Annotated in this window: 23 protein-coding genes and 1 pseudogene; 21 read left to right on the top strand and 3 right to left on the bottom strand. The window is 62.6% G+C overall.

Going from position 1 to position 25,240, the window contains the following annotated elements:
- Positions 1 to 81 precede the first annotated feature (81 nt).
- The 12 genes from Mame_RS22870 (at position 82) to Mame_RS22815 (ending at position 14,480) form a co-directional block, all read left to right on the top strand.
- A complete protein-coding gene (locus Mame_RS22870) occupies positions 82 to 1,002 on the top strand; it encodes a LysR family transcriptional regulator (RefSeq protein WP_018067261.1) in 921 nt (306 codons plus the stop codon).
- Positions 1,003 to 1,118: 116 nt separating this feature from the next.
- Positions 1,119 to 2,120, top strand: a complete 1,002-nt coding sequence (locus tag Mame_RS22865) for a C4-dicarboxylate TRAP transporter substrate-binding protein (RefSeq protein WP_018067262.1) — start codon at positions 1,119 to 1,121, stop codon at positions 2,118 to 2,120.
- A gap of 131 nt (positions 2,121 to 2,251) precedes the next feature.
- Positions 2,252 to 2,698: a TRAP transporter small permease subunit gene (locus tag Mame_RS22860; RefSeq protein WP_157624593.1), complete on the top strand. Its 447-nt coding sequence runs from the start codon at positions 2,252 to 2,254 to the stop codon at positions 2,696 to 2,698.
- On the top strand, positions 2,695 to 4,005 hold the full coding sequence (locus Mame_RS22855) for a TRAP transporter large permease (RefSeq protein ID WP_018067264.1): 1,311 nt from the start codon (positions 2,695 to 2,697) through the stop codon (positions 4,003 to 4,005). The genes Mame_RS22860 and Mame_RS22855 overlap by 4 nt, the downstream gene beginning before the upstream one ends.
- Positions 4,002 to 4,646, top strand: coding sequence for a glutathione S-transferase N-terminal domain-containing protein (locus Mame_RS22850; protein ID WP_210190850.1), 645 nt, complete (start codon positions 4,002 to 4,004; stop codon positions 4,644 to 4,646). Before Mame_RS22855 ends, Mame_RS22850 begins: the two co-directional genes overlap by 4 nt.
- Positions 4,643 to 5,215: a carboxymuconolactone decarboxylase family protein gene (locus tag Mame_RS22845; protein WP_018067266.1), complete on the top strand. Its 573-nt coding sequence runs from the start codon at positions 4,643 to 4,645 to the stop codon at positions 5,213 to 5,215. The genes Mame_RS22850 and Mame_RS22845 overlap by 4 nt, the downstream gene beginning before the upstream one ends.
- Positions 5,208 to 6,083 carry an amidohydrolase family protein gene (locus Mame_RS22840; RefSeq protein WP_018067267.1) on the top strand — a complete coding sequence of 292 codons (876 nt, stop codon included), beginning with the start codon at positions 5,208 to 5,210 and terminating at the stop codon, positions 6,081 to 6,083. The genes Mame_RS22845 and Mame_RS22840 overlap by 8 nt, the downstream gene beginning before the upstream one ends.
- 1 nt (position 6,084) lies before the next feature.
- Positions 6,085 to 6,885, top strand: a complete 801-nt coding sequence (locus Mame_RS22835) for an SDR family NAD(P)-dependent oxidoreductase (RefSeq protein WP_018067268.1) — start codon at positions 6,085 to 6,087, stop codon at positions 6,883 to 6,885.
- A gap of 281 nt (positions 6,886 to 7,166) precedes the next feature.
- Positions 7,167 to 8,291 carry an acyl-CoA dehydrogenase family protein gene (locus Mame_RS22830; RefSeq protein ID WP_018067269.1) on the top strand — a complete coding sequence of 375 codons (1,125 nt, stop codon included), beginning with the start codon at positions 7,167 to 7,169 and terminating at the stop codon, positions 8,289 to 8,291.
- The gene (locus Mame_RS22825; RefSeq protein ID WP_018067270.1) at positions 8,291 to 10,357 is read left to right on the top strand and encodes an acetate--CoA ligase family protein; all 2,067 of its coding nucleotides are present in this window, start codon (positions 8,291 to 8,293) and stop codon (positions 10,355 to 10,357) included. Before Mame_RS22830 ends, Mame_RS22825 begins: the two co-directional genes overlap by 1 nt.
- Positions 10,354 to 12,402 carry a 3-hydroxyacyl-CoA dehydrogenase NAD-binding domain-containing protein gene (locus tag Mame_RS22820; protein WP_018067271.1) on the top strand — a complete coding sequence of 683 codons (2,049 nt, stop codon included), beginning with the start codon at positions 10,354 to 10,356 and terminating at the stop codon, positions 12,400 to 12,402. The genes Mame_RS22825 and Mame_RS22820 overlap by 4 nt, the downstream gene beginning before the upstream one ends.
- Entirely contained in the window at positions 12,399 to 14,480 is a 2,082-nt protein-coding gene (locus Mame_RS22815; protein WP_018067272.1) for an acetate--CoA ligase family protein, read from the top strand. Before Mame_RS22820 ends, Mame_RS22815 begins: the two co-directional genes overlap by 4 nt.
- 55 nt (positions 14,481 to 14,535) lie before the next feature.
- Here the strand turns inward: Mame_RS22815 and Mame_RS22810 are convergent, their stop codons facing one another.
- A complete protein-coding gene (locus Mame_RS22810) occupies positions 14,536 to 14,949 on the bottom strand; it encodes a PaaI family thioesterase (protein ID WP_018067273.1) in 414 nt (137 codons plus the stop codon).
- 159 nt (positions 14,950 to 15,108) lie between these two features.
- On the opposite strand from Mame_RS22810, the gene Mame_RS22805 reads away from it, so the two are divergent.
- The 3 genes from Mame_RS22805 (at position 15,109) to Mame_RS22795 (ending at position 18,150) form a co-directional block, all read left to right on the top strand.
- Positions 15,109 to 15,558 carry a tripartite tricarboxylate transporter TctB family protein gene (locus Mame_RS22805; RefSeq protein ID WP_026173903.1) on the top strand — a complete coding sequence of 150 codons (450 nt, stop codon included), beginning with the start codon at positions 15,109 to 15,111 and terminating at the stop codon, positions 15,556 to 15,558.
- Positions 15,558 to 17,087 (top strand): tripartite tricarboxylate transporter permease, encoded by a 1,530-nt coding sequence (locus tag Mame_RS22800; protein ID WP_018067275.1) that lies wholly within the window; start codon positions 15,558 to 15,560, stop codon positions 17,085 to 17,087. Before Mame_RS22805 ends, Mame_RS22800 begins: the two co-directional genes overlap by 1 nt.
- Positions 17,088 to 17,196: 109 nt before the next feature.
- Positions 17,197 to 18,150, top strand: a complete 954-nt coding sequence (locus tag Mame_RS22795; protein WP_157624596.1) for a Bug family tripartite tricarboxylate transporter substrate binding protein — start codon at positions 17,197 to 17,199, stop codon at positions 18,148 to 18,150.
- Between the two features lie 65 nt (positions 18,151 to 18,215).
- Here Mame_RS22795 and Mame_RS22790 read toward each other — a convergent pair whose 3' ends face one another.
- Positions 18,216 to 19,196 (bottom strand): D-2-hydroxyacid dehydrogenase family protein, encoded by a 981-nt coding sequence (locus Mame_RS22790; protein ID WP_051085177.1) that lies wholly within the window; start codon positions 19,194 to 19,196, stop codon positions 18,216 to 18,218.
- A complete protein-coding gene (locus Mame_RS22785; protein ID WP_079921031.1) occupies positions 19,193 to 20,311 on the bottom strand; it encodes an AbrB family transcriptional regulator in 1,119 nt (372 codons plus the stop codon). The genes Mame_RS22790 and Mame_RS22785 overlap by 4 nt, the downstream gene beginning before the upstream one ends.
- A 120-nt stretch (positions 20,312 to 20,431) precedes the next feature.
- Between Mame_RS22785 and Mame_RS22780 the strand changes: the two genes are divergently transcribed.
- The 6 genes and pseudogenes from Mame_RS22780 to Mame_RS22755 all read left to right on the top strand — a co-directional run bounded on the left by Mame_RS22780 (position 20,432) and on the right by Mame_RS22755 (position 25,203).
- Complete coding sequence (locus tag Mame_RS22780; protein WP_026173904.1) at positions 20,432 to 21,361, top strand: LysR substrate-binding domain-containing protein; 930 nt, start codon at positions 20,432 to 20,434, stop codon at positions 21,359 to 21,361.
- A gap of 102 nt (positions 21,362 to 21,463) precedes the next feature.
- Entirely contained in the window at positions 21,464 to 22,255 is a 792-nt protein-coding gene (locus Mame_RS22775) for an SDR family NAD(P)-dependent oxidoreductase (protein ID WP_018067280.1), read from the top strand.
- A 4-nt stretch (positions 22,256 to 22,259) separates the two neighbouring features.
- Positions 22,260 to 23,627, top strand: coding sequence for an MmgE/PrpD family protein (locus Mame_RS22770; protein WP_018067281.1), 1,368 nt, complete (start codon positions 22,260 to 22,262; stop codon positions 23,625 to 23,627).
- 27 nt (positions 23,628 to 23,654) lie between these two features.
- Entirely contained in the window at positions 23,655 to 24,467 is an 813-nt protein-coding gene (locus Mame_RS22765; RefSeq protein ID WP_018067282.1) for an enoyl-CoA hydratase/isomerase family protein, read from the top strand.
- A 228-nt stretch (positions 24,468 to 24,695) separates the two neighbouring features.
- Positions 24,696 to 24,797: pseudogene (locus Mame_RS26890) on the top strand (FAD-binding protein); the annotation flags it as partial.
- Positions 24,798 to 24,858: 61 nt separating this feature from the next.
- Entirely contained in the window at positions 24,859 to 25,203 is a 345-nt protein-coding gene (locus Mame_RS22755; RefSeq protein WP_018067283.1) for a LysR family transcriptional regulator, read from the top strand.
- Positions 25,204 to 25,240: the final 37 nt, after the last annotated feature.

Genomic DNA, 25,240 nt, shown 5'->3' with positions numbered 1-25,240 from the left:
CAAACGCCGATATGTTCTTTCCGCGACCGCGGATGACGTCGTTTGCCAGGGCTGGTTCGGAATTGAACGGAGAGGATTGCTTTGTCAGATTGGGAGCCGGATATCCGCACCTTGAGGTGTTTCGTCACTGTCGCCGAGGAGCGGAATATCACGCGCGCGGCCAGTCGCCTCAACATCGCTCAGCCGGCGCTTAGCCGAAAGATCGCCAGCCTTGAGAATGACCTGAAGGTAACGCTGTTCGAGCGATCTGTCAGAGGCGTGGAAGTCACGCCCGCAGGAAAGGTCCTGCTCGACCGCGCCTATACATTGTTCGGTCAGCTTGCACAAACGTATCATGATCTGACGGCAAGTTCGGAAAGGCCGGCCGGCACGGTCGTTGTCGGAATGCCGCCCACACCGGGCGAGTTCATCTGTCCCCCTTTGCTTGAGCGGATAAAGGAACGGTTTCCGGATATCGTGCTGCGCTTTCAAGAAGGCTTCAGCCGGGAGCTGGAAGACCTGTTGCTCAATGGCCAGATCAGCCTGGCGGTGATGCACAACCCGCCCGAACGTGCCGACATTTCCAGCCAGGAGTTGCTTGTCGAAAAACTTCACCTGATCGGATGCGCGGGATCGCTCGACAGGCCCTCATACACATTGGCTGAGGCGGCGGCGCTACCCCTGATCATGCCCTCGCGCTCCAACTACCTGAGGCTGCTGGCCGATCAGCATGCAGAAAAAATCGGAACCTCGCTGAATGTAGTTCAGCGTGTTGATGGCATATGGCATCTCAAAGCGCTCGTGCGGGGCGGGCACGGCTACACGCTTTTGACTTTCGGCGGCGTCCTTACGGAGTTTCATCTCGGGACGCTGTCAGCAGTGCCAATTGTTGCGCCGGAAATCGAATGGAGGTTATGCACGGCGATCAAAACGGATCGGCGGCACAACCTCGCCGTCAGCGCGGTCGAGGCCGTCATAGCCGAAATCGTCCGGGAGCTTGTTGAGCGTAATATCTGGCACTAATCATACCGCCCCAGCATGGAAAGCATGCGGAATTGGTATTTTCGGCATGCCTTGTGATTCATTAGTATTTCTTCTGAACAGTGGTTAGAGGAACCATTGAGTTGGGAGGGAACCAAATGAAGCTACTCATTTCCATTGCTACCGTTGCCAGCATTATGGCAAGCGATGCGCTTGCCGACACCTACAAGTGGGTTACCTACAAGCCGCAAGGCGCGGGCGACGCCCAGGCGATCACAACGCAATGGTTTGCCGACCAGTTCGCCGAACGTACAGGCGGCAAACATGAAATCGAGATATTCTGGGGCGGCTCCGTCGCCAAGACGCGCGAAATTCCCGAAACGCTGGCCGCAGGGGTCGGTGACTTCGGTGACGTGGTGACGCCTTATTTCCCGGACCTCCTGCCACTCAACAACGCCATTGGTTTCTACATTCCGCAGCCGATGGATTCTCTGGGCGTCGGCGAGGCGATGGAGGAGTGGCATGCGCGGTATCCGCAATTCAGCGAGGAGCTTGCCGAACAGAACCTGCACGCAGTCGGCTTCCGGCCGTTGGAAAGCTATGGTCTTCTCTGCACGAAGCCGGTTCGTTCGCTGGACGATATGAAAGGGTTGCGCATCCGCTCTTACGGCTTCGCCTATCCTGCGCTGATCGAGGCGATGGGCGCCATTCCGGTGTCGATTTCGACCGCCGACGCATATGAAGCGCTTCAGCGCTCGGTGATCGATTGCACGCCAATCGGCCCGGCACTGGCCCGGGGATGGAAATATGACGAAGTTGCCAAATACTACATCGAAGCGCCGTTCGGCGCCTCCTTCGGCCATATCATCGCAATGAACCTTGATAGCTACAACGCGATGGACGATGAGACCCGCGCTGTGATCGATCAACTGGGACATGACTACCTTTTGGAATACAGCCGCCAACTCGACGAGGATGCCGCGCGTGTTCGTGAACTCTGGAAAGGCGATCTCGGCGTGGAGGTCATGGAATTTCCGGCAGGGGAGCTCGAAGCTTTGGTTGCCGACGAAAGAGTTCAGGCCGTCCGGGAAGAATGGATCGAAAAGGCCGAGGCCAGGGACGTGCCGGTTGATGACATCGTCGAGAAACTGACATTCTGAAAACCGAATGTTGGCGCGGGCACCTCCCGCGCCAAAGTCTCAGGAGAGATCCGATGCAATTCATAACGAGCGTACGCGCCGGCTTCGGACGCGTGCTGAACCTATGCGGCCTTATTGCCGGCGCTGCACTGATGGCCGTCATGGTGCTGGTCGTGGCAAATGCGCTGTTGCGCTATCTCTTCAACATGCCGGTCGGGGGCACCTTGGAACTGACGGAAGGAGCGCTTCCGTTCATTATTTTCCTGTCCCTTGCGATGACGCAATACGAAGGCGGGCACATCAAGGTTGTCCTGCTGACCCGCAAACTGCCGGTACGCCTGCAGCGAGCTCTTCTCGTTCTGGCGATGCTGGCCGGCGCAGCACTGTTTGCCTGGGCAACCTATGCCGGCTGGAAGCTAACGGCGAAATCAATTGCCATAGGTGAAATCGAGCGCGGCTCGATCCGCTATCCATTGTGGCCGGTCAAGGGCGTGATTGCCTTTGGGATGGCGCTTCTGACCGTACAATTTCTGATCGACGCGGCTGTGGCCGCGCTCGGCGGCGCGCTTCCCGATACAGACCCGGAGGAAATCGAATGAGCAATATAGCGATTGGGCTTCTGGGAACCCTGTGCCTCTTTGCCGGCATTCTTCTCGGAATTAACGTTATGGTGGTGTTGGGGCTTGTGGGCGCACTGGGTCTTGCGGCACTGGTGGGGTTCAACGCATCGACCGCGATCCTGTCCACGGTGTTCTTCGACACCACGCATTCCTTTCACTTCTCCGTCATTCCGCTATTCCTTCTGATGGGCTTTTTCGCCATGAGGGCAGGCTTGGGCGAAGACCTTTTCGAAGCCGCGTCAAAATGGCTGGGCGGCCTGCGAGGCGGTCTCGCCATCTCGACCACGCTCGGTGCTGCGGCTTTCGGGGCGGCCTCCGGTTCGTCAGTGGGTACCGCGACAGTATTCACCAAGCTCGCGCTGCCGCAAATGCTCAACCGCGGCTACGACAAGAGACTGGCCTCCGCATCCATCGCCATCGCCGGCACTCTGGCGGTGATGATTCCGCCTTCGGCGCTGGTCGTGGTTTACGGCATCCTGACCGACAGTTCGATCGGCGCGCTTCTAATCGCCGGATTCATCCCCGGCATCCTCTTCGCCCTGATCCTGTGCCTGTCGATCTGGCTCCAGGTGCGAATGAACCCGGAACTGGCGCCGATGGACACCCAGACCTACTCGCTTCGCGAAAAGGTTCTGGCGCTGCGCATGGCAGGCCCTCTTGTGCTGATTATCGTGGCGATCGTGTCGGGGCTTTATCTGGGGATATTCACGCCAACCGAAGCAGGTGGCGTCGGAGCCATGCTGACGCTTGTTCTGGCGCTGATCAGGCATCGCGGTTTCAAGGGCATCGCCCTGAAAGAGACGCTGATGGAAACGATGCGCACCACGGCCATGATCTTTGCCATTCTGATGTGCGCGCTGGTGTTCTCGAAGTTCCTCGCCCTTTCCGGCGTCACCAACGTCGTCGGCGGCTTCCTGACCGGGCTTGAAGTCAATCGCTGGATCATCGTGGCGTTCGTCGCTGTCATCTACCTTGCTCTGGGCATGTTGATGGATGCGCCCGCGCTGCTGGCAATCACGCTGCCGATCACGCACCCGGTGATGATGAACCTTGGTTTTGATCCCGTCTGGTTCGGCATCTTCGTCGTGCTGCTGGTGGAAATCGGCGCGGTCACGCCTCCGGTCGGCATCAACTGCTTTGTGGTGCAGTCCGCCTCCGAAGGCCGGGTGCAGCTTGAAGAAGTGTTCCGCGGTCTCCTGCCCTTTGTCATTGCCGGTCTGGCGATGCTGGTCTTGCTGTGTATCTTCCCGCAGATCGCCCTGTTCTTGCCGGAGCGGATGCAATGAACGCAATCGCGTCATATTGGGGGAGACCAGCGGATAAGATCGTGCTCCGCAGCACCAAAACCTCGCCATTCGGACGCAAGGTGCGCATGGCGTTGATCGCTCTCGGACTGGAGGAGCGGGTGCAACTGCAATCCGCCAACACAATGGACGAGGATGACAGTCTGCGGCAACAGAACCCCTTGGGAAAGCTACCCTGCCTGATGATCGGAGGCGAGGCGTTCTACGACAGCCACGTCATCCTCGAAATGCTCGATGCGGTGGCCGGGGGCGGTCGCCTGTTGCCCCGGGCCGGGCTGGAGCGGTTCCGAGCGCTGACCCGGGCGCGGCTGGCGGACGGGATCACCGACGCCGCACTGCTGGTCAGTTACGAAAACCGGTTCCGCGAGCCCGGCCAGACCTCCGAGCGCTGGCTGGCGCATCAGCGCGGCAAGATCACACGCGCCCTCGCCGCCTTTGAACCGGACCTTCCGGATCCCCGTCGTGCGGAGCTGGTGCAAATCACCCTTGCGGCGGCGTTGGGCTATCTGGACTGGCGTCAGCCGCTGGAATGGCGCGCCGATCATCCCGCGCTGGAAAACTGGCTTGACACCTTCGGGCGCAGTCACCGCTTTTGGAGCGAAACCGAAAGGACAAGAGAATGAGCCGATGGCCCGAACAACGCCTGCCCGCCCCCGATCCCAGCACTTACAATGAGCGCCAGCGGGAAATACACGACGCCATCGCCAGCGGCCCCCGCGGGGGCGTCCGCGGTCCTCTGGCCGTTTGGCTTCATCGCCCCGAACTGGCCGCGAAGGCACAGGATCTCGGCCGTTACTGCCGCTACGACACGGTTCTTGACCCCAAACTCTCCGAGCTCGCTATTCTGGTGACGGGCCGGGTGTTCGGATCGGAATATGAATGGCAGATCCACAAGGGCCACGCGCTCAAGGCTGGTCTGTCGGCGGAGATTATCGAGGAAATCCGGTTAAACCGCCGGCCGGACTTCAACGATGCGATGGAAGCGGTGGTCTACGACGTGTCGCGTGCGGCGCATGAGACGCGCAACATCGATGATGCACTTTATGCCCGCGCCATCGATATTCTGGGAGAACAGGCGCTCGTCGATCTCGTTGGAATGCTCGGCTACTACACCCTGATATCGCTGACCATCAATATCTTCAGAGTGCCGCCGATGGGAGACAACCCGACGCCGGAGCTGTCCGATGAATGAACGACCGGTGACCTGGAAACGCGATCCGCAAACGACGCAGGCGCACCTGCCGAGCGGCGCGGCAGATTGCCATTGCCACGTATTCGGTCCCCGAGACCGGTTTCCTTACTCGAAGACCAATAGCTACAAACCCGCCGACGCCCCCAAGGAGGCGCTTTTCGCGCTGCACGACCAGATGGGGATCGACCGCTGCATGATTGTTCAGTCGGCGGTGCACGGGCATGACAACGCGGCCGTCATCGATGCCATGCAGGCCCGTCCGGGGCGCTATCTGGGCATTGCCCTCACGCCGCCCGACCCAGGCGACGCAACGCTGGACACCTTGGCGCTTCAAGGCTTTCGCGGCGTGCGTTTCAACTACATGGCGCATCTCGCGCCCGGCGCCGGGCCGGAGGAGTTGCGCGCGCTCGCCCCGCGTCTTGCCGAGCGGGAGATGCATTTGCAGGTGCATATGGCGCCAGACCTGATTGAAACGCTATCGCCGCTGCTGATCGAACTGCCGGTGACGGTCGTGGTCGACCACATCGGCCGGGTTGACGCCTCTCTGGGCCTCGCGCAACCCGCGTTTCAGGCACTGCTGCGTTTGCTCGACCACAAGAACCTGTGGTGCAAGGTGTCAGGTTGCGAGCGCGCATCGCGCCAGGAGCCGCCCTACGCCGATGCGGTGCCCTTCGCCCGCGCCGTCGTGGAGCGGTTTGGCGACCGGGTGGTGTGGGGGACGGATTGGCCACACCCCAACTACCGCACCGTCCCGCCGGATGACGGCGATCTGTTCGACCTGCTGCCGCAGATCGCACCGAACGCGGCAGCGTTGCAGGCGCTGCTGGTCGACAATCCCACAAGACTTTATCGTTTCGAGGAGAACTGAGATGGCTGGACGGCTGGAAGGGAAAATCGCAATCGTGACCGGGGCTGGCTGCGTCGGTCCTGGCTGGGGGAACGGCCGCGCCACCTGCGTGCGTTTCGCCGAGGAAGGCGCCAGGATCTTTGCTGTCGACCTGCGCAGTGACACCATGGAGGAGACGCTGGAACGGGTTCGCGCCGCCGGAGGAGAAATCGAGCCCTATCTCTGCGACGTGACGGACCGCGCTTCGGTCGAGGCGATGGTTGCCGCCTGTATCGACAGGTTCGGCACGATCGACCTGCTCGTAAACAATGTCGGCGGATCGGCCAAAGGCGGCCCGACCGACCTGGACGAGGCCGGCTGGGACCGGCAGATGGATTTCAATCTCAAAAGCGTCTACCTGACCTGCCGCGCAGTGCTGCCACACATGGCCGAAAAGGGCGCTGGAGCCATTGTCAACACCTCCTCCACCTCGGGCACCCGCTTCACCGGCTCGCCGCAGATCGCTTATGCCTCGGCCAAGGCGGCGATCATCCACTTCTCCAAGGTGACGGCGGTGGAGTTCGCGCCTAAGGGCGTGCGGGTCAACACGGTGGTGCCGGGACAACTCCACACGCCGATGGTCGAGTCGCGGCTTGCCGGTCAGCGCATGGGCGGCGATGTGGAAGCGCTGCTGCAATCACGCGTCAGGCGTATTCCGCTGGGATGGATGGGAGACGGCCGCGACACCGCCAATGCCGCTCTGTTCCTCTGCTCCGACGAGGCGAGGTTCGTCACCGGAACCGAGATCGTGGTTGATGGCGGCATGAGCGCGCGCTGCGACTGATGCATTGATGAGCAAAGCGCCGGCATAGGCCGACATTCTGTCCGGCGTGCGGGCAAGAGGCTTGCCCTGAAACCGATATGCGCGAGGCGTTCATCCGCGTTTAGTGCCCATCGATTGCCACGGCAAAGCGTTAGACTGACCGGAGGTTATGCAATCACCACATCCGGTCACTTTTATGACCATCCTTTTGGCTTGATAAAGGCATCGCGGGTGATCGTGCACCTGCGTGTGCTATTCGAGAAGGAGCCTACCCCGTGACATCCGGACTCACGCCTGAAGAGATGGAGCTTGCCCAAGCCGTCCGCCGTTTTGCCGATGGCGAGCTCGCGGCAGGTGCGCTCGAGCGCGCTCATTCCAGTGACTACCCCTGGGACGTCGCGCGGAAGCTCGCCGAAATGGGGATGCTGGGGATCACCTTTCCGGAAGAAAACGGCGGCGTCGGCGGAACCCTTATGGATGCGGTCATAACCATCCAGGAACTGGCGATGGTCTGCCCGAAAAGCGCGGATGTCGTTCAAGCCGGCAATTTCGGTCCGATCCGGACATTCGCCGAGTTCGCAACCCCCGCGCAGAAGGAGCGGTGGATGCCCGATCTGCTGGCGGGGAAAAAACTGATCTCGCTCGGCATGAGCGAGCCCGATGCCGGATCCGCCGTCACCGAGCTCAAGACGTCGGCGCGCGAGGACGGGAACGGCTATATCATCAATGGTTCGAAAGTCTTCTCGACCCACAGCCCCCATGCGGATCTGTTCCTGATCTATGTCCGTTTCGGTCCGGGCACCAATGGCATTGGATCGGTGCTCGTCGAGCGCGGCACACCGGGCTTTACCATCGGTCAGCCGGCACCCTTCATGAGTGGAGAAGAATGGTGCCCGCTCTATTTCGAAGACTGCCGGATTCCAGCGGAAAACCTGCTGCTCGGACCGGGTGGCTTCAAAAAGCAGATCTCGGGTTTCAATGTCGAGCGGATCGGCAATGCCTCGCGCGCGCTGGCGCTGGGCCGCCACGCCTATGAGGTGGCGCGACGGCATGTGACCGAGCGTAGCCAGTTCGGCCGCCCGCTCTGTGAATTCCAGGGATTGCAGTGGAAATTCGCCGATATGGTCGTCAAGCTGGAAAGCGCCCAGATGTTGCTCTATCGCGCGGCGCGCGATGGCGATGCCAACGGCCTGCCCTCGGCTTTCAATACCGCGGTTGCGAAGCTCGCCTGCAACGAGGCCGGGTTCGACGTGGCCAATGAAGCGCTTCAGGCGATGGGAGCCTATGGTTACTCGACCGAAAGCCTGGTGGAGTATTGCGTCAAGCGGACCCGGGGCTGGCAGATTGCAGGCGGCTCTTTGGAAATGCTCAAGAACCGCATCGCCGAACATGTCTTCGAGCGCCGTTTCAGCCAAAGGCCGTCCTGATGACTGCGAAAAGATGGCAAAAGGCACTGCTGCGCCCCGACACGATCGCGCTTGTCGGCGTGTCCGATGATCCTCTCAAGACCTCCGGCCGCCCGCTGAAATTCCTGCGGGCGGCCGGATATGCCGGAAAGGTCTATTCGATCAACCCCAACCGCGACACCGTGCAGGGCGAGGCGGCCTATCGCTCGCTTTCCGATCTGCCGGAAGTCCCGGAACACGCTTTCATCCTCACCGGCGCACAATTCGCGCTTGATGCGCTGGAGGAGTGCGAACGGCTCGGCGTGCCGGTGGCAACCGTTCTGGCCACCGGCTTTGCCGAGGCAGGCGCTGCAGGGGCGGAGAATCTCGCCCGACTTTCGGCTCTGACCGGTCGGGGCAAATTGCGGGTTCTGGGGCCCTCCTCCATCGGCCTGGCGAACCTGCATCATGGCATGACGCTGACCGCGAACGCCGCCTTTGCCGAGTCCGATCTGCCGAAGGGCGGACTGTTTGTCGCCTCGCACAGCGGCAGCCTTATCGGGGCATTGATGTCGCGGGGCAAGCGCAAGGGGCTGGGTTTTGCCGGGCTTGTCTCCGTCGGCGGCGAGGGCGATCTGGCCATCGGCGATGTCTGCATGGCCGCGCTCGACGATCCCGATGTAACCGGCTTTCTGCTGTTTCTCGAACATATGGGACATGCCGACCGGCTGGAGCGCTTCGCCAAGGAGGCAGCCCGTCGCGGCAAACCGGTCGCCGTCTTCAAGCTTGGCCGTTCCGACGAGGCGGCAGAGCTTGCGCAGTCGCATACCGGTTCGCTGGCCGGCGCCGACGAGGTGGCGGATGTGTTTCTCCGCGCCTGTGGCATGGCCCGCGTCGATTCTTTCGAGGGCCTGCTTGAGGCGGCGCCGCTTCTGGCCCGTGTGCCGGCGGCTTCAGCGCCCCGGCGCGGGCGCGTCGGGGTGATCACCACCACCGGCGGCGGCGCGGCGATGGCCGTCGACCAGCTTGCCGGACGGGGCGTCGAGATCGTTCCGGCCAGCGAGGAAACCCGCGCGCGGCTGCGCGCGGCGGGGATCGATCCCGGCAATAACCGCATCCTCGATCTGACGCTTGCCGGAACCCGCTATGATATCATGCGTTCGGCGATTGAAATCCTGCGTTCGGCGCCGGAGTTCGATCTTGTTCTGGTCAGCGTCGGGTCTTCGGCCCGCTTCAACCCGGACCTTGCCGTGCAACCGGCGATCGATCTGATCGACGCGCCCGGCCATCCCTTCGCGGTCTTCCTGGTGCCCGATGCCCCGGATGCCGCCCGCAGGCTTGCGGGCGCGGGCGTGCCGGCCTTCGAGGACCCGGAAACCTGTGCCGATGCCGTGGCCGCGGCACTTCACCGCCAGACGCCGTCATTGCCGGAGCGCAGCGCAAAGGCACCGCGCGGCGAAGGACGCACCCTCGACGAGGCCGAGGCCTATGGCCGCCTGGCGGGATTGCCGGTGGCCGACTGGGTGGCCCTGGACGCAGACGCGCCGGTTCCCGCCCTGCCCTTTCCCTATCCGGTGGTGGCAAAGGTGCTTGACGCGGAAATCCCGCATAAAAGCGATGCCGGCGGCGTTGTCGTCGGCATCGATGGTCCCGCCGCCCTGGCCGAGGCGGTGGCGTCAATCCGCGCCAATGTAGAGGCACATCTGCCCGGCCACAGGGTCGCGCAGGTTCTCGTCCAGCAGATGCGCGCGGGCGTCGGCGAGGTGCTGGTCGGCATGCGCCGCGACCCGGAAGTCGGTCCCGTCGTCGTTCTTGCCGCGGGCGGGATCTTTACCGAGATCTATCGTGATGCGGTGATGCGGCTGGCGCCGATCGATATGGCCGGGGCGAAGGAAATGATCGCCGGGCTGAAGGCGACGCAGATCCTCGACGGCGCGCGTGGCCGTCAGAAAGGCGATCTCGACGCACTGGCCGAAGCGATCGTTGCGGTCTCGCGGCTTGCTTTGGCGGGCGACGTCATCGAAGCCGAGGTCAACCCGCTCATGGTCCTACCCAAGGGAGAGGGCGTTGCGGCGGTGGATGCGCTAATGCGCGTGGAGGCGGAATGACGGGACAGGTTCATCTGCAACGCGACGGGGATATCGCCGTCGTGATTATCGACAACCCGCCGGTCAACGCCGGTTCCCACGACATCCGCAAGGGGCTTCTTGCTGCAATCGACGAGGTCGAGCGGGAAGAGCGACTGGCCGGCGCCGTCCTGATCGGCGCGGGCCGAAGCTTCATCTCCGGCTCGGATATCCGTGAATTCGACCTGCCGCTCGCGCCGCCGCAAATGCCGCAGGTCATCGCGGCCATCGAAAGCGCGTCGAAACCCTATGTCGCCGCGTTGCACGGCGCGGCCCTCGGCGGCGGATACGAGCTGGCGCTGGGATGCGACGCACGCATCGCGGCGCCCGGAACCATGGTCGGCCTGCCCGAGACCGCGCTGGGGATCATTCCAGGTGCCGGCGGCACGCAAAAACTGCCGCGCCTTGTGGGCCAGGCAGAGGCGATCCGTCTGATCGCCGGGGCTGTGCGCGTCGAAGCCCGCGAAGCGCTGGCCCTCGGTATGGTCGACGCGATCGCTGAGGGCGATCTGCGCGAAGAGGCGGTCAAAATGGCACGCGGCCTTGCCGGAACCAAAAGGCGGGTGATAGACCGCCCCGTGCCCGAGCGCGGCGATGCCGAAGCGGCCGCCCAGCGCGCAAGCCGCCGCGCGCGTCCGCATGTGCTGGAGGCGATCCGCCATATCAGGAAGGCAGGCGCGGTATCGGCGGGGGACGGTCTTGCCGCTGAACGGCAGACGTTTCAGGAACTCCGGGTGGCGCCTGAGGCGAAGGCCCTGCGCCATATTTTTTTCGCCGAGCGCGAAGCGCTGCGCGGCAAGCCCGACCGCAAGGCCAAGCCGCTTTCGGTGACGCGTTTCGGCGTCGTCGGCAGCGGCACGATGGGCGCCGGGATCGCCACCGCAATCCTGCAGGCCGGCAAGCCGGTCGTGCTGATCGACACCAATGTCGAGGCACTGGCCCGCGGCATCGAACGCATCGAACAGGCCCTCGACGGCGCGGTCGCGCGCGGTCGCATGAGCGCGGACGAGGCCCGGGAGGCCAAAACGCGGCTGACGCCGCAAACCGAGCTTGCCGCACTGGTCGCATGCGAGCTGGTGATAGAGGCGGTCTTCGAAGACCAGGAGGTAAAGCGCGCGCTGTTCCGGTCGCTGGATGCGGTGCTGCCGGCCGACACGATCATAGCCACCAATACATCCTATCTGGATATCGACCGGATGGCGGCGGAAACGGCTCATCCCGAAAATGTCATCGGTCTGCACTTCTTCAGCCCCGCCCATATGATGAAGCTGCTCGAAATCGTGCGTGCTGAAAAAAGCAGCGACGTCGCGATGGCAACCGGACTGGCGGTGGCAAGAATGCTTCGCAAACAGCCGGTCGAGGCGGCCAACGCCTTCGGCTTCATCGGCAACCGGATCTATGCGGCCTATCGCGCCTCCTGCGAATTCATGCTGGAGGATGGAGCGCTCCCGCATGAGGTGGACGCGGCGCTCGAAGCCTTTGGCTTTTCCATGGGACCGTTTGCCGTGGCCGACCTGTCTGGACTGGACATCGCCTGGAACATGCGCAGACAGAAAGCAGCGGACAGAAATCCGGCCGAGCGCTATGTGCACATCCCCGACCGGCTCTGCGAAGCCGGGCGTTTCGGGCGCAAGACCGGAGAAGGCTACTATCGTTACGGCGACAGCGGCAAGCGCGAGCGCGACCCCAAGGTCGAGGCGCTGATCCTCGCCGCCTCTGCGGAAAAGGGGATTTCCCGCAAAGACCTGTCCGCCCCCGAAATTCAGTTGCGCGCGCTTTCTACCATCGTCAATGAAGCGGCGCTGGTGGTCGAGGAAGGGGGCACGCTGCGCCCCAGCGACGTCGACGTGGTTCTGGTCAATGGCTACGGTTTTCCGCGCTGGGTCGGCGGGCCGGTCCACTGGGCGCGTCAACAAAATCCGGAAACGCTGCGAGCCGCCTGCGCCCGCTTTGCGGATATCTCCGGTCCGTCTCGTAAACTCGGAGATCTGCGCCTGCTCGGCGTGGATCGGGAAGGAAAAGAATGAACACTTTCAACAGCCCGCTCGACGCACTCTGGGCCCCCGAAAGCGTCGCGATCGTCGGCGCCTCGGCAGATCCGAAGAAGACCGGCGGCCGCCCGGTCGCCTACCTGCTGAAACACGGGTTCGAGGGCAATATCTGGCCGATCAACCCTCGCGCGGACGAGATTGCCGGGCTGCCGTGCTTTGCCAGCGTGGCCGATTTGCCAGGCGCGCCGGATGTCGCCATCGTTTTGCTGGGCGTCGACCGCGCCGAAGCGGCGGTCCGCGATCTGGCCGCGAAGGGTTGCAAGCTCGCCATCGTACTCGCCAGCGGTTACAGCGAAGCCGGCGAGGAAGGCCGAAACCGCCAGCAGGCGCTGCGCGCGGCCGCGGGCGATATGCGGCTGCTCGGCCCCAACACGATCGGCGCGATGGACCTTTCGCGCGGCATCGTCCTGTCGGCGAGCGGAGCGCTGGAAGGCGACGATATCCACAAGGGCGGCATTTCGGTCGCTTCGCAGAGCGGCGGCATTCTGGGCGCGCTGCTGTCGCGCGGCGCGGCACGCGGCATCGGCTTCTGCAAGCTGGCCTCGACCGGCAACGAAGCGGACCTCGATATTTCCGACCTGATCGAAGCCTACGCCCATGACAATGCAACCACCGTGATCGCCGCCTATATCGAAGGCATCCGTTCGGTCGAGAAGTTCCGCCGCGCCGCAATCGCCGCGCGCGCAGCCGGCAAGCCGCTCGTGGTCTACAAGGTCGGCCGGTCGGAGTCCGGCGCACGTGCCGCCGTCTCGCATACCGGCGCCATGGCGGGCGAGGACAGGACTTATGACGCGCTGTTCCACCAGGTGGGCGCGATCCGGGCCGAGACCTTCAGCGATCTTCTGGATCTGCCCGCAATGCTGGCGAGCGGCCGCAAGATGGCTGGCGAGCGGGTGGCGATCCTGACCTCCACCGGCGGGGCAGGCAGCCTGGTTGCCGATAATTGCGGTCTGCTGGGACTGGACGTGCCCGAGATCGACGCGGCCACAGGCAAGACACTGGCGGATCTGCTGGGCAAGGACGCGCCGATGACCTCCAACCCCGTGGATCTGACGCTTGCGGGTGTCGAGCCGGCGATCATGACCGCCGCAACGCAGGCGTTGCTAGCCTCTGACGGGATCGACGGCGTGGTGGTGGTGGTCGGGTCTTCGGCGCTCGCCCGTCCCGACGTCGCCGTCGGCGCGATCCGCGCCGGGGCACGGGCCAGCGACAAGCCGCTGATCGCCTATGTCAGCCCGCACGCGCCGCATATCGTCGATCTGCTGAACCGTGAGGGCGTGCCGGCCTTTGCCGCGCCCGAGACCTGCGCGACGGTGCTCAAGGCGGCGCTGCCGCAGCCCGAAGCCGGCGCTCCGCTCAAGGCGAAGCCCGCAACGGCGCTGCCCGAGGCGCTGCCCGGCGGCGCGCTGAACGAGGCCGAGGCGCGGGACCTGTTCGACGCATTCGGCCTGACCGGCGCCAAGAGCTTTGTGGTGCAGACCGCCGAAGAGGCCCTCAAGGCAGCAACAGAGCTCGGCGGCCCCGTCGTGCTCAAGGTGCTGTCGCGCGAGATCGCGCATAAATCCGACGTCGGCGGCGTGCGCGTCGGTCTAGCGCCCGAGGCCGTCGGACCGGCGCTGACCGAAATGGCCGGGACGCTTGCCAAGCAAGGACTGCCCGAGCCCGAGGGCTATCTCGTCCAGGACATGGTGCGGGGCGGTCTCGAGATGATTCTGGGCCTGCGCCGCGATCCCCAGCTTGGGCCGCTCATCCTTCTGGGCGCAGGCGGCGTGCAGGCCGAGCTGTCGGGCGACAGCACACTGCGCCTTCTGCCGTTGCGGGAAGGCGATGCGCGCGGAATGATCGAGGATCTGAAGGTCAAGCGCCTGCTCGACGGTTATCGCGGAGCGCCGGCCTACGACACTGATGCGTTGATTGCCGCAATCGAGGCGCTGGCCCGGATGGGCGACGCTCTGGGCGAACGCCTCGAAGAAGCCGAGATCAATCCGCTGTTCGTGCTGCAGAATGGACAAGGCGTTGCGGCGGCCGATGGTCTCGTGGTGTTGAAGGACTGAACATTCGGTGCGCCCGATCCGTCGGGCGCAGCCCTGGCCACGGCGCAGTCAGGCTTCAGCTTTTGCTGTGCGAGACGCGCCAGACGCCCTGGGCTGATAGGACCGGGTTATCTGCAACAGAGGCAATGGCGGACATAAATACCATCCGCGAGGACATTTTGGTGACACATGGCGTCATTTCAACAAAATCGCCGATCTTTACGGGGGCGAGAAACTGGTGATTCAGACTGATCGTGGCGCCGCGCACGGCACCCGCCGACAGTCTCGCCGTTTGTCCGAGGCCCCTGTCCATGAATGTCATGAGCATTCCGCCATGCACCCACCCGTTGCGGTTTGCGTGAATCGGCAGAGCGACGAATGCGAACTGTGGCTGGCCGTCAAGCGTACGGTGCCAGAGACCGCCAACGTGGCCGATAAAACCGTCGTCCGGTTCCAGGCTCCATCCTGCTTTTATGAGATCATGTTCCATACGAAAACTCTTAAACGCCGGGCCCGGACGCGCAAGCTATCCATCCAATACTTAGCCTAACCAAATGTAAGGCTCGCCCCAGCTTTAGCCTATTGCTTAACTCTTTGGAAGGCTGAACACTCCGTCAAACTGACGCGCTGGACCACAGGGAGGGGTAAAGTGCTTGATCGAGACTACAGAGACATTTTTACAGGTTTGGCGTTGGCGCTGATCGGAGGGTTCGCTGCCCTTTATGCGGCACAGCACTATTCTCTGGGAACAGTCAGCAGGATGGGGCCGGCCATGGTGCCGGTGTCCCTGGGCGTTATTCTCGCGGGGTTTGGCCTCTCCATCGCCATTCCGGGATTCCTCAAAAAAGGCGACGCTATCGTTCTGCCTTTCCGTCCCTTTCTGGTGATATCAGGCAGCATCCTGGCTTTTGCATTCACGATCGAGACGCTGGGGCTCGTCCCCGCCGTATTCCTGACGGTCGTGATCGCAACTTTCGCTGAAAAGCGCGTCCCGCTGGTGAGCGCCCTTCTTCTCGGCGCGTCAATGGCCTTCTTGACCTGGGCGATCTTTATCCTCGGCCTCGGCCTGCCCATCCATTCCTTTGATTGGCCCTTCTGATGGAACTGCTCGCAAATTTCGCCCTCGGGCTTGAAACGGCGATCACGCCGGCAAACCTGATGTACTGTTTCGCCGGCGTGTTCCTTGGAACCTTTGTCGGGGTGATCCCGGGCGTTGGGCCGCTCGCCGCGATCTCGATGCTGTTCCCGATCACGTTCTATCTCGATCCGACGGCCGCGTTGATCATGCTGGCGGGGATTTATTACGGCACCACCTATGGCGGCTCGACGGCCTCTATCCTGCTGAATATTCCCGGCGCCACGTCTTCCGCAGTCACCTGTCTTGACGGCTATCCCATGGCACAGCAGGGGCGCGCTGGCGTCGCTCTGTTCATGACGACCATCGCATCCTTCGTGGGCGGGTCGATCGGCATCATCATCCTCAGCCTGTTCTCGCCCCTGATTGCGGAGTATGCGCTTACCTTTGGTCCGGCAGAATACTTCTCGCTCATGATGCTCGGCCTTGTTGCCGCATCCACGATCGCAAACGCCTCGCCGTCGAAGGGGCTCGCAATGGTGGTGTTCGGCATGCTGATCGCCACTGTCGGCACCGACAGCCAAAGCGGCGTCGGCCGCTTCACCTTCGGGTCCATGAGCCTTCTTGAAGGCTTCGGGATCAGCGCGATGGCTATGGGCCTCTTCGGGGTCGGCGAGATCCTGTCTTCCATCGGCGCCACGCGGAGCGCCAAGATCGACAAATCCAGCGCCAAACTGCTGAACATGCTTCCCACCAGGGAAGACTGGCGTCGCTCCTGGATGCCGGGCCTGCGCGGCTCGTCGATCGGATCGTTCTTCGGCGCGCTTCCGGGGACTGGCCCCTCGATCGCGGCCTTCATGGCGTATGCCGTCGAAAAGCACATGTCCAAGCATCCGGAAAAATTCGGGACCGGCGTGATCGAGGGCGTTGTCGCTCCCGAAACCGCAAACAACGCGGCCGACCAGACCGCCTTCATTCCGACGCTGACGCTCGGCATTCCCGGAAGCGCCACAATGGCGCTGATGCTCGGGGCGTTGATGATCCACGGCATTCAGCCGGGGCCCACGCTGATCGTCGAACAACCGTCCCTGTTCTGGGGCCTGGTCATGAGCTTCTGGATCGGAAACCTGTTGCTGCTGGTCCTGAACCTCCCTCTTATCGGCATCTGGGTGCGGCTGCTGTTGATCCCGTATCACTACCTCTACCCCGCAATCATCGTGTTCCTGTGCATCGGCTCCTACAGCGTGCGTTCGAACCCCGCCGATGTCTTCATGGTTCTCGGCTTCGGGATCATCGGTTTTGCAATGCGCATCGCGAGACTGCCTGCAGCCCCTCTGTTGCTCGGCTTCGTGCTTGGCCCGCTGGTCGAGATGCAGTTCCGCCGCGCCATGGTGCTGGCCCGTGGCGATGTGATCTCTCTGGTTGAGCGGCCAATCTCAGGCACAGTTCTGGCCATATCGCTTGCCCTGCTGGTCTGGACCCTGATCAGCGCGGTGCGCAAGCGCAAGCGCGATCGGATGTACAAGACCGAACAAACCTCGGTCGGAGGCTAGTTTTGAAATTGCCATGGGACCAACAGCCGGGTCCGTGGCGGGTCGCCCGGCGGTCCGGAAAATACGCAGTTGCAGGAATCGAAACAGTTCAATCAAGGAGGAGAGTATAATGAAAACGTTTCTAGGAGCAGTGATCGCACTGACGCTCGGCGCGACCGTCGCCAGCGCACAAGAAGATTTCCCGAACGGGCCCGTAACGATTATCGTCCCCTATGGCACCGGCGGATCCACGGATATGACCGCGCGCCCGCTGGCCATCGAGCTGGAGAAAATATGGGGACAGCCGGTCGTGGTCGTGAACAAGCCCGGCGCGGGTTCGATGATCGGCACTACCGAAATGACGCAGGCCGCCCCCGATGGCCAAACCCTGCTGATCAATACCGCGGCCATCTCCACGGCCCCGGCTCTTCAAAAGGACCTCCAATACGATCCCGAAACGGATGTCACGCCGATTTCCCTGTTGATCACCAGTCCTTATGTCATGGTGGGTGGAGCCAAGGTCGAATCCGACGATTTCGCCGGTCTTCTGAAGGAAGCGGAAGAACGTCCTCTGTTCATGTCAACCGCCGGTCCCGGCAGTTCCAGCCACTTCATGTCCGAACTGGTGATCGATGCGGCCAACCTTCCCGCGGATGTCGTCCATTTCAATGGCGGCGGGGAAGCGGCAACCAATCTCATGGGCGGACATGCGGACACTTACATCTCGACCACCGCGAGCGTGATGCCCTATGTCAATGACGGGCGTCTCAAGGCCCTGGCGGTGCTGGCACCGGAACGCTTCGAACTGTTGCCCGATGTTCCATCGAGCGGTGAGGCCGGCATCTCCGGTGTCGACATCAAGGGTTGGGTTGCAATGTTCGGTCCCGCCGGCATGGATCCGGCTCTGGTGGAAAAGATCAATGCTGATCTGGCGAAGGCAATGGCCTCGGACACCATGAAGGAGCAGCTCGAACAGAACTTTGCAGTCGCGGGCAAGCTGACGCCTGACGAGTTCAAGGACGTCTATCTGCGCGATCTGAAAACCTGGAAGAATCTGGCCGAAAAGCGCGGCATCGGTCAGTAAAGCGATCTTCCAACCTGGTTCGCAGCCGGTCCCGCCAGGGGGGCCGGCTGTTTTCGTTCCGGCAGTCAGAAGACAGGACGTTCGCTCAACCAGGCGTCGAGATTGTCCACGGTCTCCGCATAGAAACGCTCGAATGTCTCGCGCACGGAATATCCCAGGTGGGGGGTGAGCAGTGCATTCGGTACCTTGCGGATCGGGTGGGACGAAGCCAGAGGTTCGCCATCATACACATCGATGCCCGCGCCCCGAATGCGTCGGGTTCGCAGGGCTTCGAGCAAGGCCTCGCCATCCACCAGAGGACCGCGGGCGGTGTTGATCAGGATCGCCTCGGGTCGCATGCGCCCCAGATCTCCGGCGCCGACGATTCCCCTGGTCGTCGGGCCGAGGACAAGGTGCAGCGATACGATGTCGGCCGAGCGGAACAGCGTCTCCTTGTCGACATAGTCGGCGCCCCCTTCCCGCGCCCGTTCCGCTGTCAGGTTCGGGCTCCAGGCGATCACGTTCATGCCGAAGGCTTTTGCCACCAGCGCCATGCGCGTCCCCAGCTTGCCGAGGCCCACAAGCCCGAGGGTCTTGCCGTAAAGCGCGTTGCCGAGGCGGGATTGCCAGGCCCCTTCACGCATTGCGCCCGCCTCCTCGGGTATGTGGCGCATCAATCCGATGATCAGCCCCCAGGCCAGTTCGACCGTCGCGTAGATGCCATCGCCGCTGCCCGAAGTCGACATGACAGCGATGCCGAGTTCAGCTGCCGCGTCGACGTCGAGCGTGCGCGTCCGACGGCCTGTCCTGGCTATTGCCTTTAAGTTCGGCAGGGCGCGCAGCAGTTCGGCTGGCAGATCGGTGCGCTCGCGCATCAGACAAATGGCGTCGAAGTCCGCCAGCTCTTCGGCGATGCGCTCCGGCGGGATTGCGTGACGGAAAAAAGTCAGTTCGGCACGGTCTTCCAGCCGCGACCAATCGGCCAGATCCCGCGCCACGCCCATATAGTCGTCCAGAATAGCGACGCGCGCCATACGTCCGGCGGGCAGTTGTCTCAGAGGTGTCATGAGGTTTTATCTCCAAGGTCGTTCCGTTGATCGTAGCGCAGCAATCCCTTCACGATCCATGGGATGCTGGGCATGAAGATGAAAATACGCACGATGTGAAAGGTGGTGATCAGCACCACGTTTTCCCCCAGGAACTTCGCCGTCAGTGCCATTTCCACGGCGCCGCCGGGCGCCGCGCCGAGAACCACCGCTTTCCAGTCCAAGCCGGAGATGGCAGCGATAGCGATCGCGCAAAGCGAGCAAAGCAACAGCAGAAGCATTGATGAGGCGATGGCCATCACCGACATGCCAAGCGCCGTGGTCAGAACCTCCCGTCGGAATTGCGCGCCAAGCCAGCTGCCCAGCACGATCTGTGCCGCCGCGATCATCAGCAACGGGTACGGCGTCAACGCGATCCCCGCCACGGAAAGGACGGCGGCAAAGGTCATCGGCCCCAGGAAATTCGGGTTCGGCACGCCAAGGCGGCGAAAAATCATGGCGCCTGCGATACCAAGGACCACCAGAAGCACGATATCCGCTTGGAAGCTAACGTCGAAGGTCACCGGAGGACGGCTCGCATCCGGCCAGCCCTCGATGGCGTAAAGGGCGAAGGGCACCACCAGAACGACGGCCGCAAGTCTGACGGTTTGCGAAAAAATCACCGGCACCGGATTGAGCCCGGCGGCGGCGGCCATGGTCGCCGCTTCCACCGGACTGGTCGGCGCGGAAGACAGGAAGCTTTGCGCCACGCTCTGCCGCGTGAGCCGCGCGAATAAAAACGCGACGGCCATAATGCACATTCCGCTTGCGAGCGCCGTGCCAATAATCACCGGAGCAAGATCCAGCAGCATGCCAAGCGCGGCGGGCGAAAACGCCAGTCCGACCTGAGTTGCAACCACGACCTGTCCTCCCGGACGCAGACGATCGGGCACACTCATCGATGGCGCAAGGACCATGAAAACCAACGAGGTCAGCACCAAAGGCCCGATCATCCACGGCAGAGGGGCGCCGATGCGTTGGAACCCCCAGCCCGCGAGCGCGGACGCAAGAAGAAGCAGAACGACCTTGAAAAAGCGTAGCGGGCCGGAGTCAGAAGGGCGCGCGGCCGGAGCAGGCGCGTGAGAGTTTTGAGGCATGAGCACAACTTTATTCTGGCCAGAGATCCGCCGCAGACTTGACCCCTTATCACACTGAAGCTTAACCTAACTAAAATGGGCAATAACTGCCCGTTAGTACGCCATGGTTAACCTTAGCTTATGCAACGCCGCCGTATCAGCCTTCCCTTGAACCCGCTGCGCTCTTTCGCGGTCGCCTCGCGTCACAAGACCTTCACCGCCGCAGCCAGGGAACTGGGCGTGAGTCAGGTGGCGATCAGCCGCCAGATTTCGATTCTCGAGGACTACTTGAATGTCAGCCTGTTTGAACGTGGCGTTCGATCGGCAAAACTGACCGAAGCCGGCCGTGCTTTTGGTCTTGAAATTGCGGCGCTCTTCGATGACCTGGAGCGCGCGACCCAGCGCATGATCAGCCACGAGACGGAAGGTACCGTCAACCTGCGTGTCCACCCAACCGTTGCCCACCATTGGCTCATGCCAAAGCTTATGGATTTCAGACATCGGCATACCGATATCCGCATTCGTTTTGACACGACGGTCGAACCTCTGGACTTTCGCGGCACGCATCTTGATGTCGCGCTTCAACTTGGCAAGGGCGATTGGCGGGATACGCGCAGCCGCAAGCTCTGGGATGAAGAGGTCGATGTCGTCTGCAGCCAGTCCTATCTCGATTCGATCGGAGGACTGCACGCGCCTGAAGAGGTGAGCAAGGGTGAACTTCTGCATTCACGCTACCGCCGGCGCGCGTGGGAGTTTTGGGCAAACGCCGTCGAAGTCGATCTGGACGTCAACTCCGGAACGGATTTCGAAACATCGCTCCTGACCTACTCCGCCGCTCAGCAAGGCTTTGGTCTTGCCATCGGCCAGCTCGGCCTGCTTGACGATGTGATTGCCGCAGGTCGGTTGGTCCGGCCTCTGGAGATGCGGATACCTACCGGCGCGGCGTTTTACGTGATCTGGCCAACCACCGCGTCGGTCAGCCTGAAAACCAAGCGCTTTATCGACTGGTTGCTCGATCAGGTGGGCCAGCCGCGCGAATTCTTCAAATCAGGCGCACCCGGCCGCGACTGAAACGGTCAGACCCGCGATTTGCCGATCCTAACATCTAGTCAGGTCCGCCCTAGAGTTCTCACTGCTAGACTGACCTGAACTTCGGGAAGGATCTGGTCCATCATGAGTGGAAGACTGAGCGGCAAAATCGCGATCATAACCGGCGCCGGGCAGCAGCCCGGGTCGACCCCCGGAAACGGCCGCGCAACAGCGATCCGGTTCGCCCAGGAGGGCGCAACCTGCGTTCTTGTGGATATCAACCGGGATTTCGCCGAGGAAACCCGCGAGATGATCGGTGAGGACAAGGCACTGGTCCTTGCCGCGGACGTGACCGAAGAGGCGGCGTGCCGGAACATCGTAGGCGAGACCCTGGACACGTTCGGCCGCATCGACATCCTGCACAACAATGTCGGCATGTCGAAAGGCGATCGCGCGACCACGGATCTCGACGCCGATGTTTGGGATCGCATCATGACGCTTAACCTGAAGAGCATGTTCATGCTCTGCAAGGCGGCCCTGCCCTCGATGCGCGAGCGCAGATCCGGCTCCATCATCAACATTTCATCGACGTCGTCGCTGTCGATGCGGCCGACGGTTGCCTACAAGACCTCGAAAGGCGCGATCAATACCTTCACCCAGCACATCGCCGCTGAGAATGCGCGCTTTGGCGTGCGGGCAAATGTTATCGTGCCGGGCCTGATCGACACGCCCATGGCCATCGAGCGCCGGGCCGCCGAAACCGGGCGGACGCGCGAGGAGATTCGCGCCGAGCGCGATGCCATGGTGCCGATGGGACACATGGGCGAAGCCCTTGATGTCGCGAACGCCGCCGTTTTCCTGGCCTCGGACGAGGCCAAATACATCACTGGCGCGCTGCTTCCCGTCGATGGCGGCCTGTTGCTGAAAAGGGGGTAGGTGCATGTCCGGCAATCCATTGACGATCCTGGCGCAGGCCGCCGAAGCGTGGCAGACGCGCCCGCTGACCGACGCGGTCGAACACGACACACGCCGCGCCGTACTGGATTGGTTCGCGGCTCTGCTGCCCGGTTGCGCCGAAGGCCCCGCCCTGGCGTTGTCGCGCGCGCTCGCCACCGAGCGAGGCGCCGGCGAAGCGGCGTCCTATGTGGAGGGGCAGCGGGTTTGCGCTCGCCATGCGGCGCTCATGAACGGCACCGCCAGCCATACGGTCGAGTTCGATGATATTTTCCGCGACGGGGGCTATCATCCGGGCAGTCCGACAATCGCCGCCGCGCTGGCCGTGGCACAGGCGGAAGGCGCCAGCGCCGAGGCTTTTCACCGCGCGGTGATCGGCGGCTACGAGGTCGGTTGCCGGATCGCAATGGCGCTGCAGCCCAGCCACTACCGCAATTGGCACATCACCGCGACCGTCGGCACCATGGGAGCAGCCGTTTCGACCGCAATGCTCAAGGGCTGCAATGCCGAGCAGATCGCCCATGCCATCGCGATTTCCAGCAGCTTCGCAGGTGGCCATCAGGAAAATCTTCAGGGTGAAGGTCAGACCAAGCCCATGCATTGCGGCCATGCCGCCGACGCGGGCGTGCTTGCCGGGCTTGCCGCCGCCGAAGGTGTGACCGGTTCTCCGGGCAGTCTCGACGCGGCGCATGGCTATGCCGCCGCCACAAGCGACGGCACCGGGAACTGGGAAGCGGGTCTCGCCGGGCTGGGCGACTGGACCCCGATTTCGCACATGACCTTCAAGAACCATGGCTGCTGCGGACACATCTTTCCGACCCTCGACGGCATCCGGGCGATGCAGGTCAAACAGCCGTTCGGCCCCGAAGATGTCGAGCGGATCGAGGTGAGCGGCTACGGCCCGACCGTTTCGATCTGCGACCGGATGGACGTCAACACCGCTCGGGATGCCCGGTTCAGCGTGCAGTACTGCACTGCCGCCCTTCTGCATCTGGGCGGCGTGCGTCTGGCGGCCTTTACGCCGGAAGCGCTGAACCGCGCGGATCTGCGCGCCTTCATGTCCAGGGTCTCGGTCACCGAGGATGCGGAAATCGCCGCGGCCTATCCGGTCAAGCGTCAGGCGCGGCTGAAGATCATCCTGAAATCGGGGCAGGCGCTCGAGCAATTCCAGCCGACGCGCAAGGGCGACCCGGACGATCCGCTGACCGATGCCGAGCTGTTCGAGAAATATGACGAGCTGGCGCGGGAGGTTCTGCCGCCCGAAACCGCCGACGACCTGCGCAAGATCATCATGACCTCCGACGTCCTGCCCGGGCTTCTCGCCGTGACGCCTGTGCGGCGTTCCATCGCATAAACGAACAATTCAAGGACCAATGTCACCATGAATGATCACAGCACACCCGCCCTTTCGTCTGCGGAATTCATCGAGGTGGAAATCCGCGACGCCGTGGCGATCATCCGGCTCAATCGCCCCGATGTGCGTAACGCGATCAACGACCAGATGCGGGCCGAGATGATCGCCGCATTCGAATGGGCCGACCGCGCGCCCGAGATCCGGGCGGTCATCCTGACGGGAGCCGGCAAGGGCTTCTGTTCGGGCGGCGACATTGGCGGTATGCGCGAGCGCCTGAACGCGCCACAGGGCGACGTCGCCTTCAACGGCTGGACGCGTCAGAAGCAGACGCACCGGAGCGTCGCCGTCATTCATGGCTGCACCAAGCCGGTGATTGCGGCGGTGAACGGCGCGGCCGTCGGACTTGGCCTCGACATGGCAATGGCCTGCGACTTCATCGTCGCCGTCGAGGGCGCCAAAATGTCGATGAGCTTCCTCAAGCGCGGGCTGGTGTCCGACGGCGGCGGTATGTATTTCCTGCCGCGCCGCGTTGGCCTTGTCCGCGCCAAGGAGCTGATCCTGTCCGGCCGTATCGTACTGGCCGAAGAAGGCCTTTCGATCGGCCTGGTCGACCGTGTCACCACCGCTGACGACCTGATCGACAGCGCGTGCGCCTGGGCCAGGGAACTGATCCAGGGTTCCCCGGCGGCGATCGCCTTGACCAAGTCGATCCTGGACAAGACCTTCGAAAGCTCGGACGACGAGGTCTTCTCGCTCGGCCGCCAGGCCCAGGCGATGTGTTACACCACCAAGGAGCACCGCGCCTCGATTGAGGCCTTCCTGGACAAGACAAGCACCTGATCAGGCCGCGTTTTCTTTTGAACTCGTCCAATAGACCCGGCAATGGCCGTCGACGCTCCATGAGCAAGGTGCCGCTCGCTTTGAAAGTGGAGCGGCACAAGGAACGATGCTCGATCTCCGCAACCTGCGTGCGCGACCTTGTGGAGACATCGACGGCAGGGCGGCCTGGCGTCCGAATAGCGAACTGGAGGAAGCACCCGTGAGAATATCGGTGCCAATAAACGCGTAATCGACTGGCAAGTCGGTCAGACAGGCGGGGTCGTAGCGCCGGAACTCTATATCGCCGTTGGCCTATCGGTTGCAATCCAGCACCTTGCGGGCCTGAAGGACAGGTTGCAGCCCGTCTTTCAAGTCTGACGCTCGCTGCTGAGGAGATGAATGTGAGGTTGCGGTGAGCCGACAGGTCAAGACGCTGGAAGAGCACCTTGGTGTCGCCCTGATCACACGCTTGCACCGCGGCATTGAGCTGACCGATGAGGGGCGTCAATTGTATGAAAGGGTAACGGCGGCATTTCATGAGATTGCCACTGCTTCACGCGCAATTTCGCGGCGTGGCAGATCGGACATTCTTGTATTGCAGTCCTACACGAGCTTCTCACAGCGATGGCTGATTCCTCGTCTGACGCAATTCAATGATACCTATCCGAAGATTGAAATCCGACTCAGCGTATCGCCAACTCCGGCTGACTTTGAGAAACTGTTCCGTCTCAACGCCTTTGAGACAGATTTGGTTTAACGGATAAGGGAGGATTTTGGCTCATCATAGCTCATGC

It is taken from the genome of Martelella mediterranea DSM 17316 (assembly GCF_002043005.1).
Classification (GTDB): Bacteria; Pseudomonadota; Alphaproteobacteria; order Rhizobiales; family Rhizobiaceae; genus Martelella; species Martelella mediterranea.
The sequence above is the reverse complement of the archived record's forward strand: the minus strand, read 5'-3'. Positions and strand labels throughout refer to the sequence as shown.

Coding starts and splice junctions, on each gene's coding strand:
- Mame_RS22865 (WP_018067262.1), top strand. CDS start 1,119: ATGAAGCTACTCATTTCCATTGCTACCGTTGCCAGCATTATGGCAAGC.
- Mame_RS22860 (WP_157624593.1), top strand. CDS start 2,252: ATGGCCGTCATGGTGCTGGTCGTGGCAAATGCGCTGTTGCGCTATCTC.
- Mame_RS22855 (WP_018067264.1), top strand. CDS start 2,695: ATGAGCAATATAGCGATTGGGCTTCTGGGAACCCTGTGCCTCTTTGCC.
- Mame_RS22850 (WP_210190850.1), top strand. CDS start 4,002: ATGAACGCAATCGCGTCATATTGGGGGAGACCAGCGGATAAGATCGTG.
- Mame_RS22845 (WP_018067266.1), top strand. CDS start 4,643: ATGAGCCGATGGCCCGAACAACGCCTGCCCGCCCCCGATCCCAGCACT.
- Mame_RS22840 (WP_018067267.1), top strand. CDS start 5,208: ATGAATGAACGACCGGTGACCTGGAAACGCGATCCGCAAACGACGCAG.
- Mame_RS22835 (WP_018067268.1), top strand. CDS start 6,085: ATGGCTGGACGGCTGGAAGGGAAAATCGCAATCGTGACCGGGGCTGGC.
- Mame_RS22830 (WP_018067269.1), top strand. CDS start 7,167: ATGGAGCTTGCCCAAGCCGTCCGCCGTTTTGCCGATGGCGAGCTCGCG.
- Mame_RS22825 (WP_018067270.1), top strand. CDS start 8,291: ATGACTGCGAAAAGATGGCAAAAGGCACTGCTGCGCCCCGACACGATC.
- Mame_RS22820 (WP_018067271.1), top strand. CDS start 10,354: ATGACGGGACAGGTTCATCTGCAACGCGACGGGGATATCGCCGTCGTG.
- Mame_RS22815 (WP_018067272.1), top strand. CDS start 12,399: ATGAACACTTTCAACAGCCCGCTCGACGCACTCTGGGCCCCCGAAAGC.
- Mame_RS22810 (WP_018067273.1), bottom strand. CDS start 14,949: ATGGAACATGATCTCATAAAAGCAGGATGGAGCCTGGAACCGGACGAC.
- Mame_RS22800 (WP_018067275.1), top strand. CDS start 15,558: ATGGAACTGCTCGCAAATTTCGCCCTCGGGCTTGAAACGGCGATCACG.
- Mame_RS22795 (WP_157624596.1), top strand. CDS start 17,197: ATGAAAACGTTTCTAGGAGCAGTGATCGCACTGACGCTCGGCGCGACC.
- Mame_RS22790 (WP_051085177.1), bottom strand. CDS start 19,196: ATGACACCTCTGAGACAACTGCCCGCCGGACGTATGGCGCGCGTCGCT.
- Mame_RS22785 (WP_079921031.1), bottom strand. CDS start 20,311: ATGCCTCAAAACTCTCACGCGCCTGCTCCGGCCGCGCGCCCTTCTGAC.
- Mame_RS22780 (WP_026173904.1), top strand. CDS start 20,432: ATGCAACGCCGCCGTATCAGCCTTCCCTTGAACCCGCTGCGCTCTTTC.
- Mame_RS22775 (WP_018067280.1), top strand. CDS start 21,464: ATGAGTGGAAGACTGAGCGGCAAAATCGCGATCATAACCGGCGCCGGG.
- Mame_RS22770 (WP_018067281.1), top strand. CDS start 22,260: ATGTCCGGCAATCCATTGACGATCCTGGCGCAGGCCGCCGAAGCGTGG.
- Mame_RS22765 (WP_018067282.1), top strand. CDS start 23,655: ATGAATGATCACAGCACACCCGCCCTTTCGTCTGCGGAATTCATCGAG.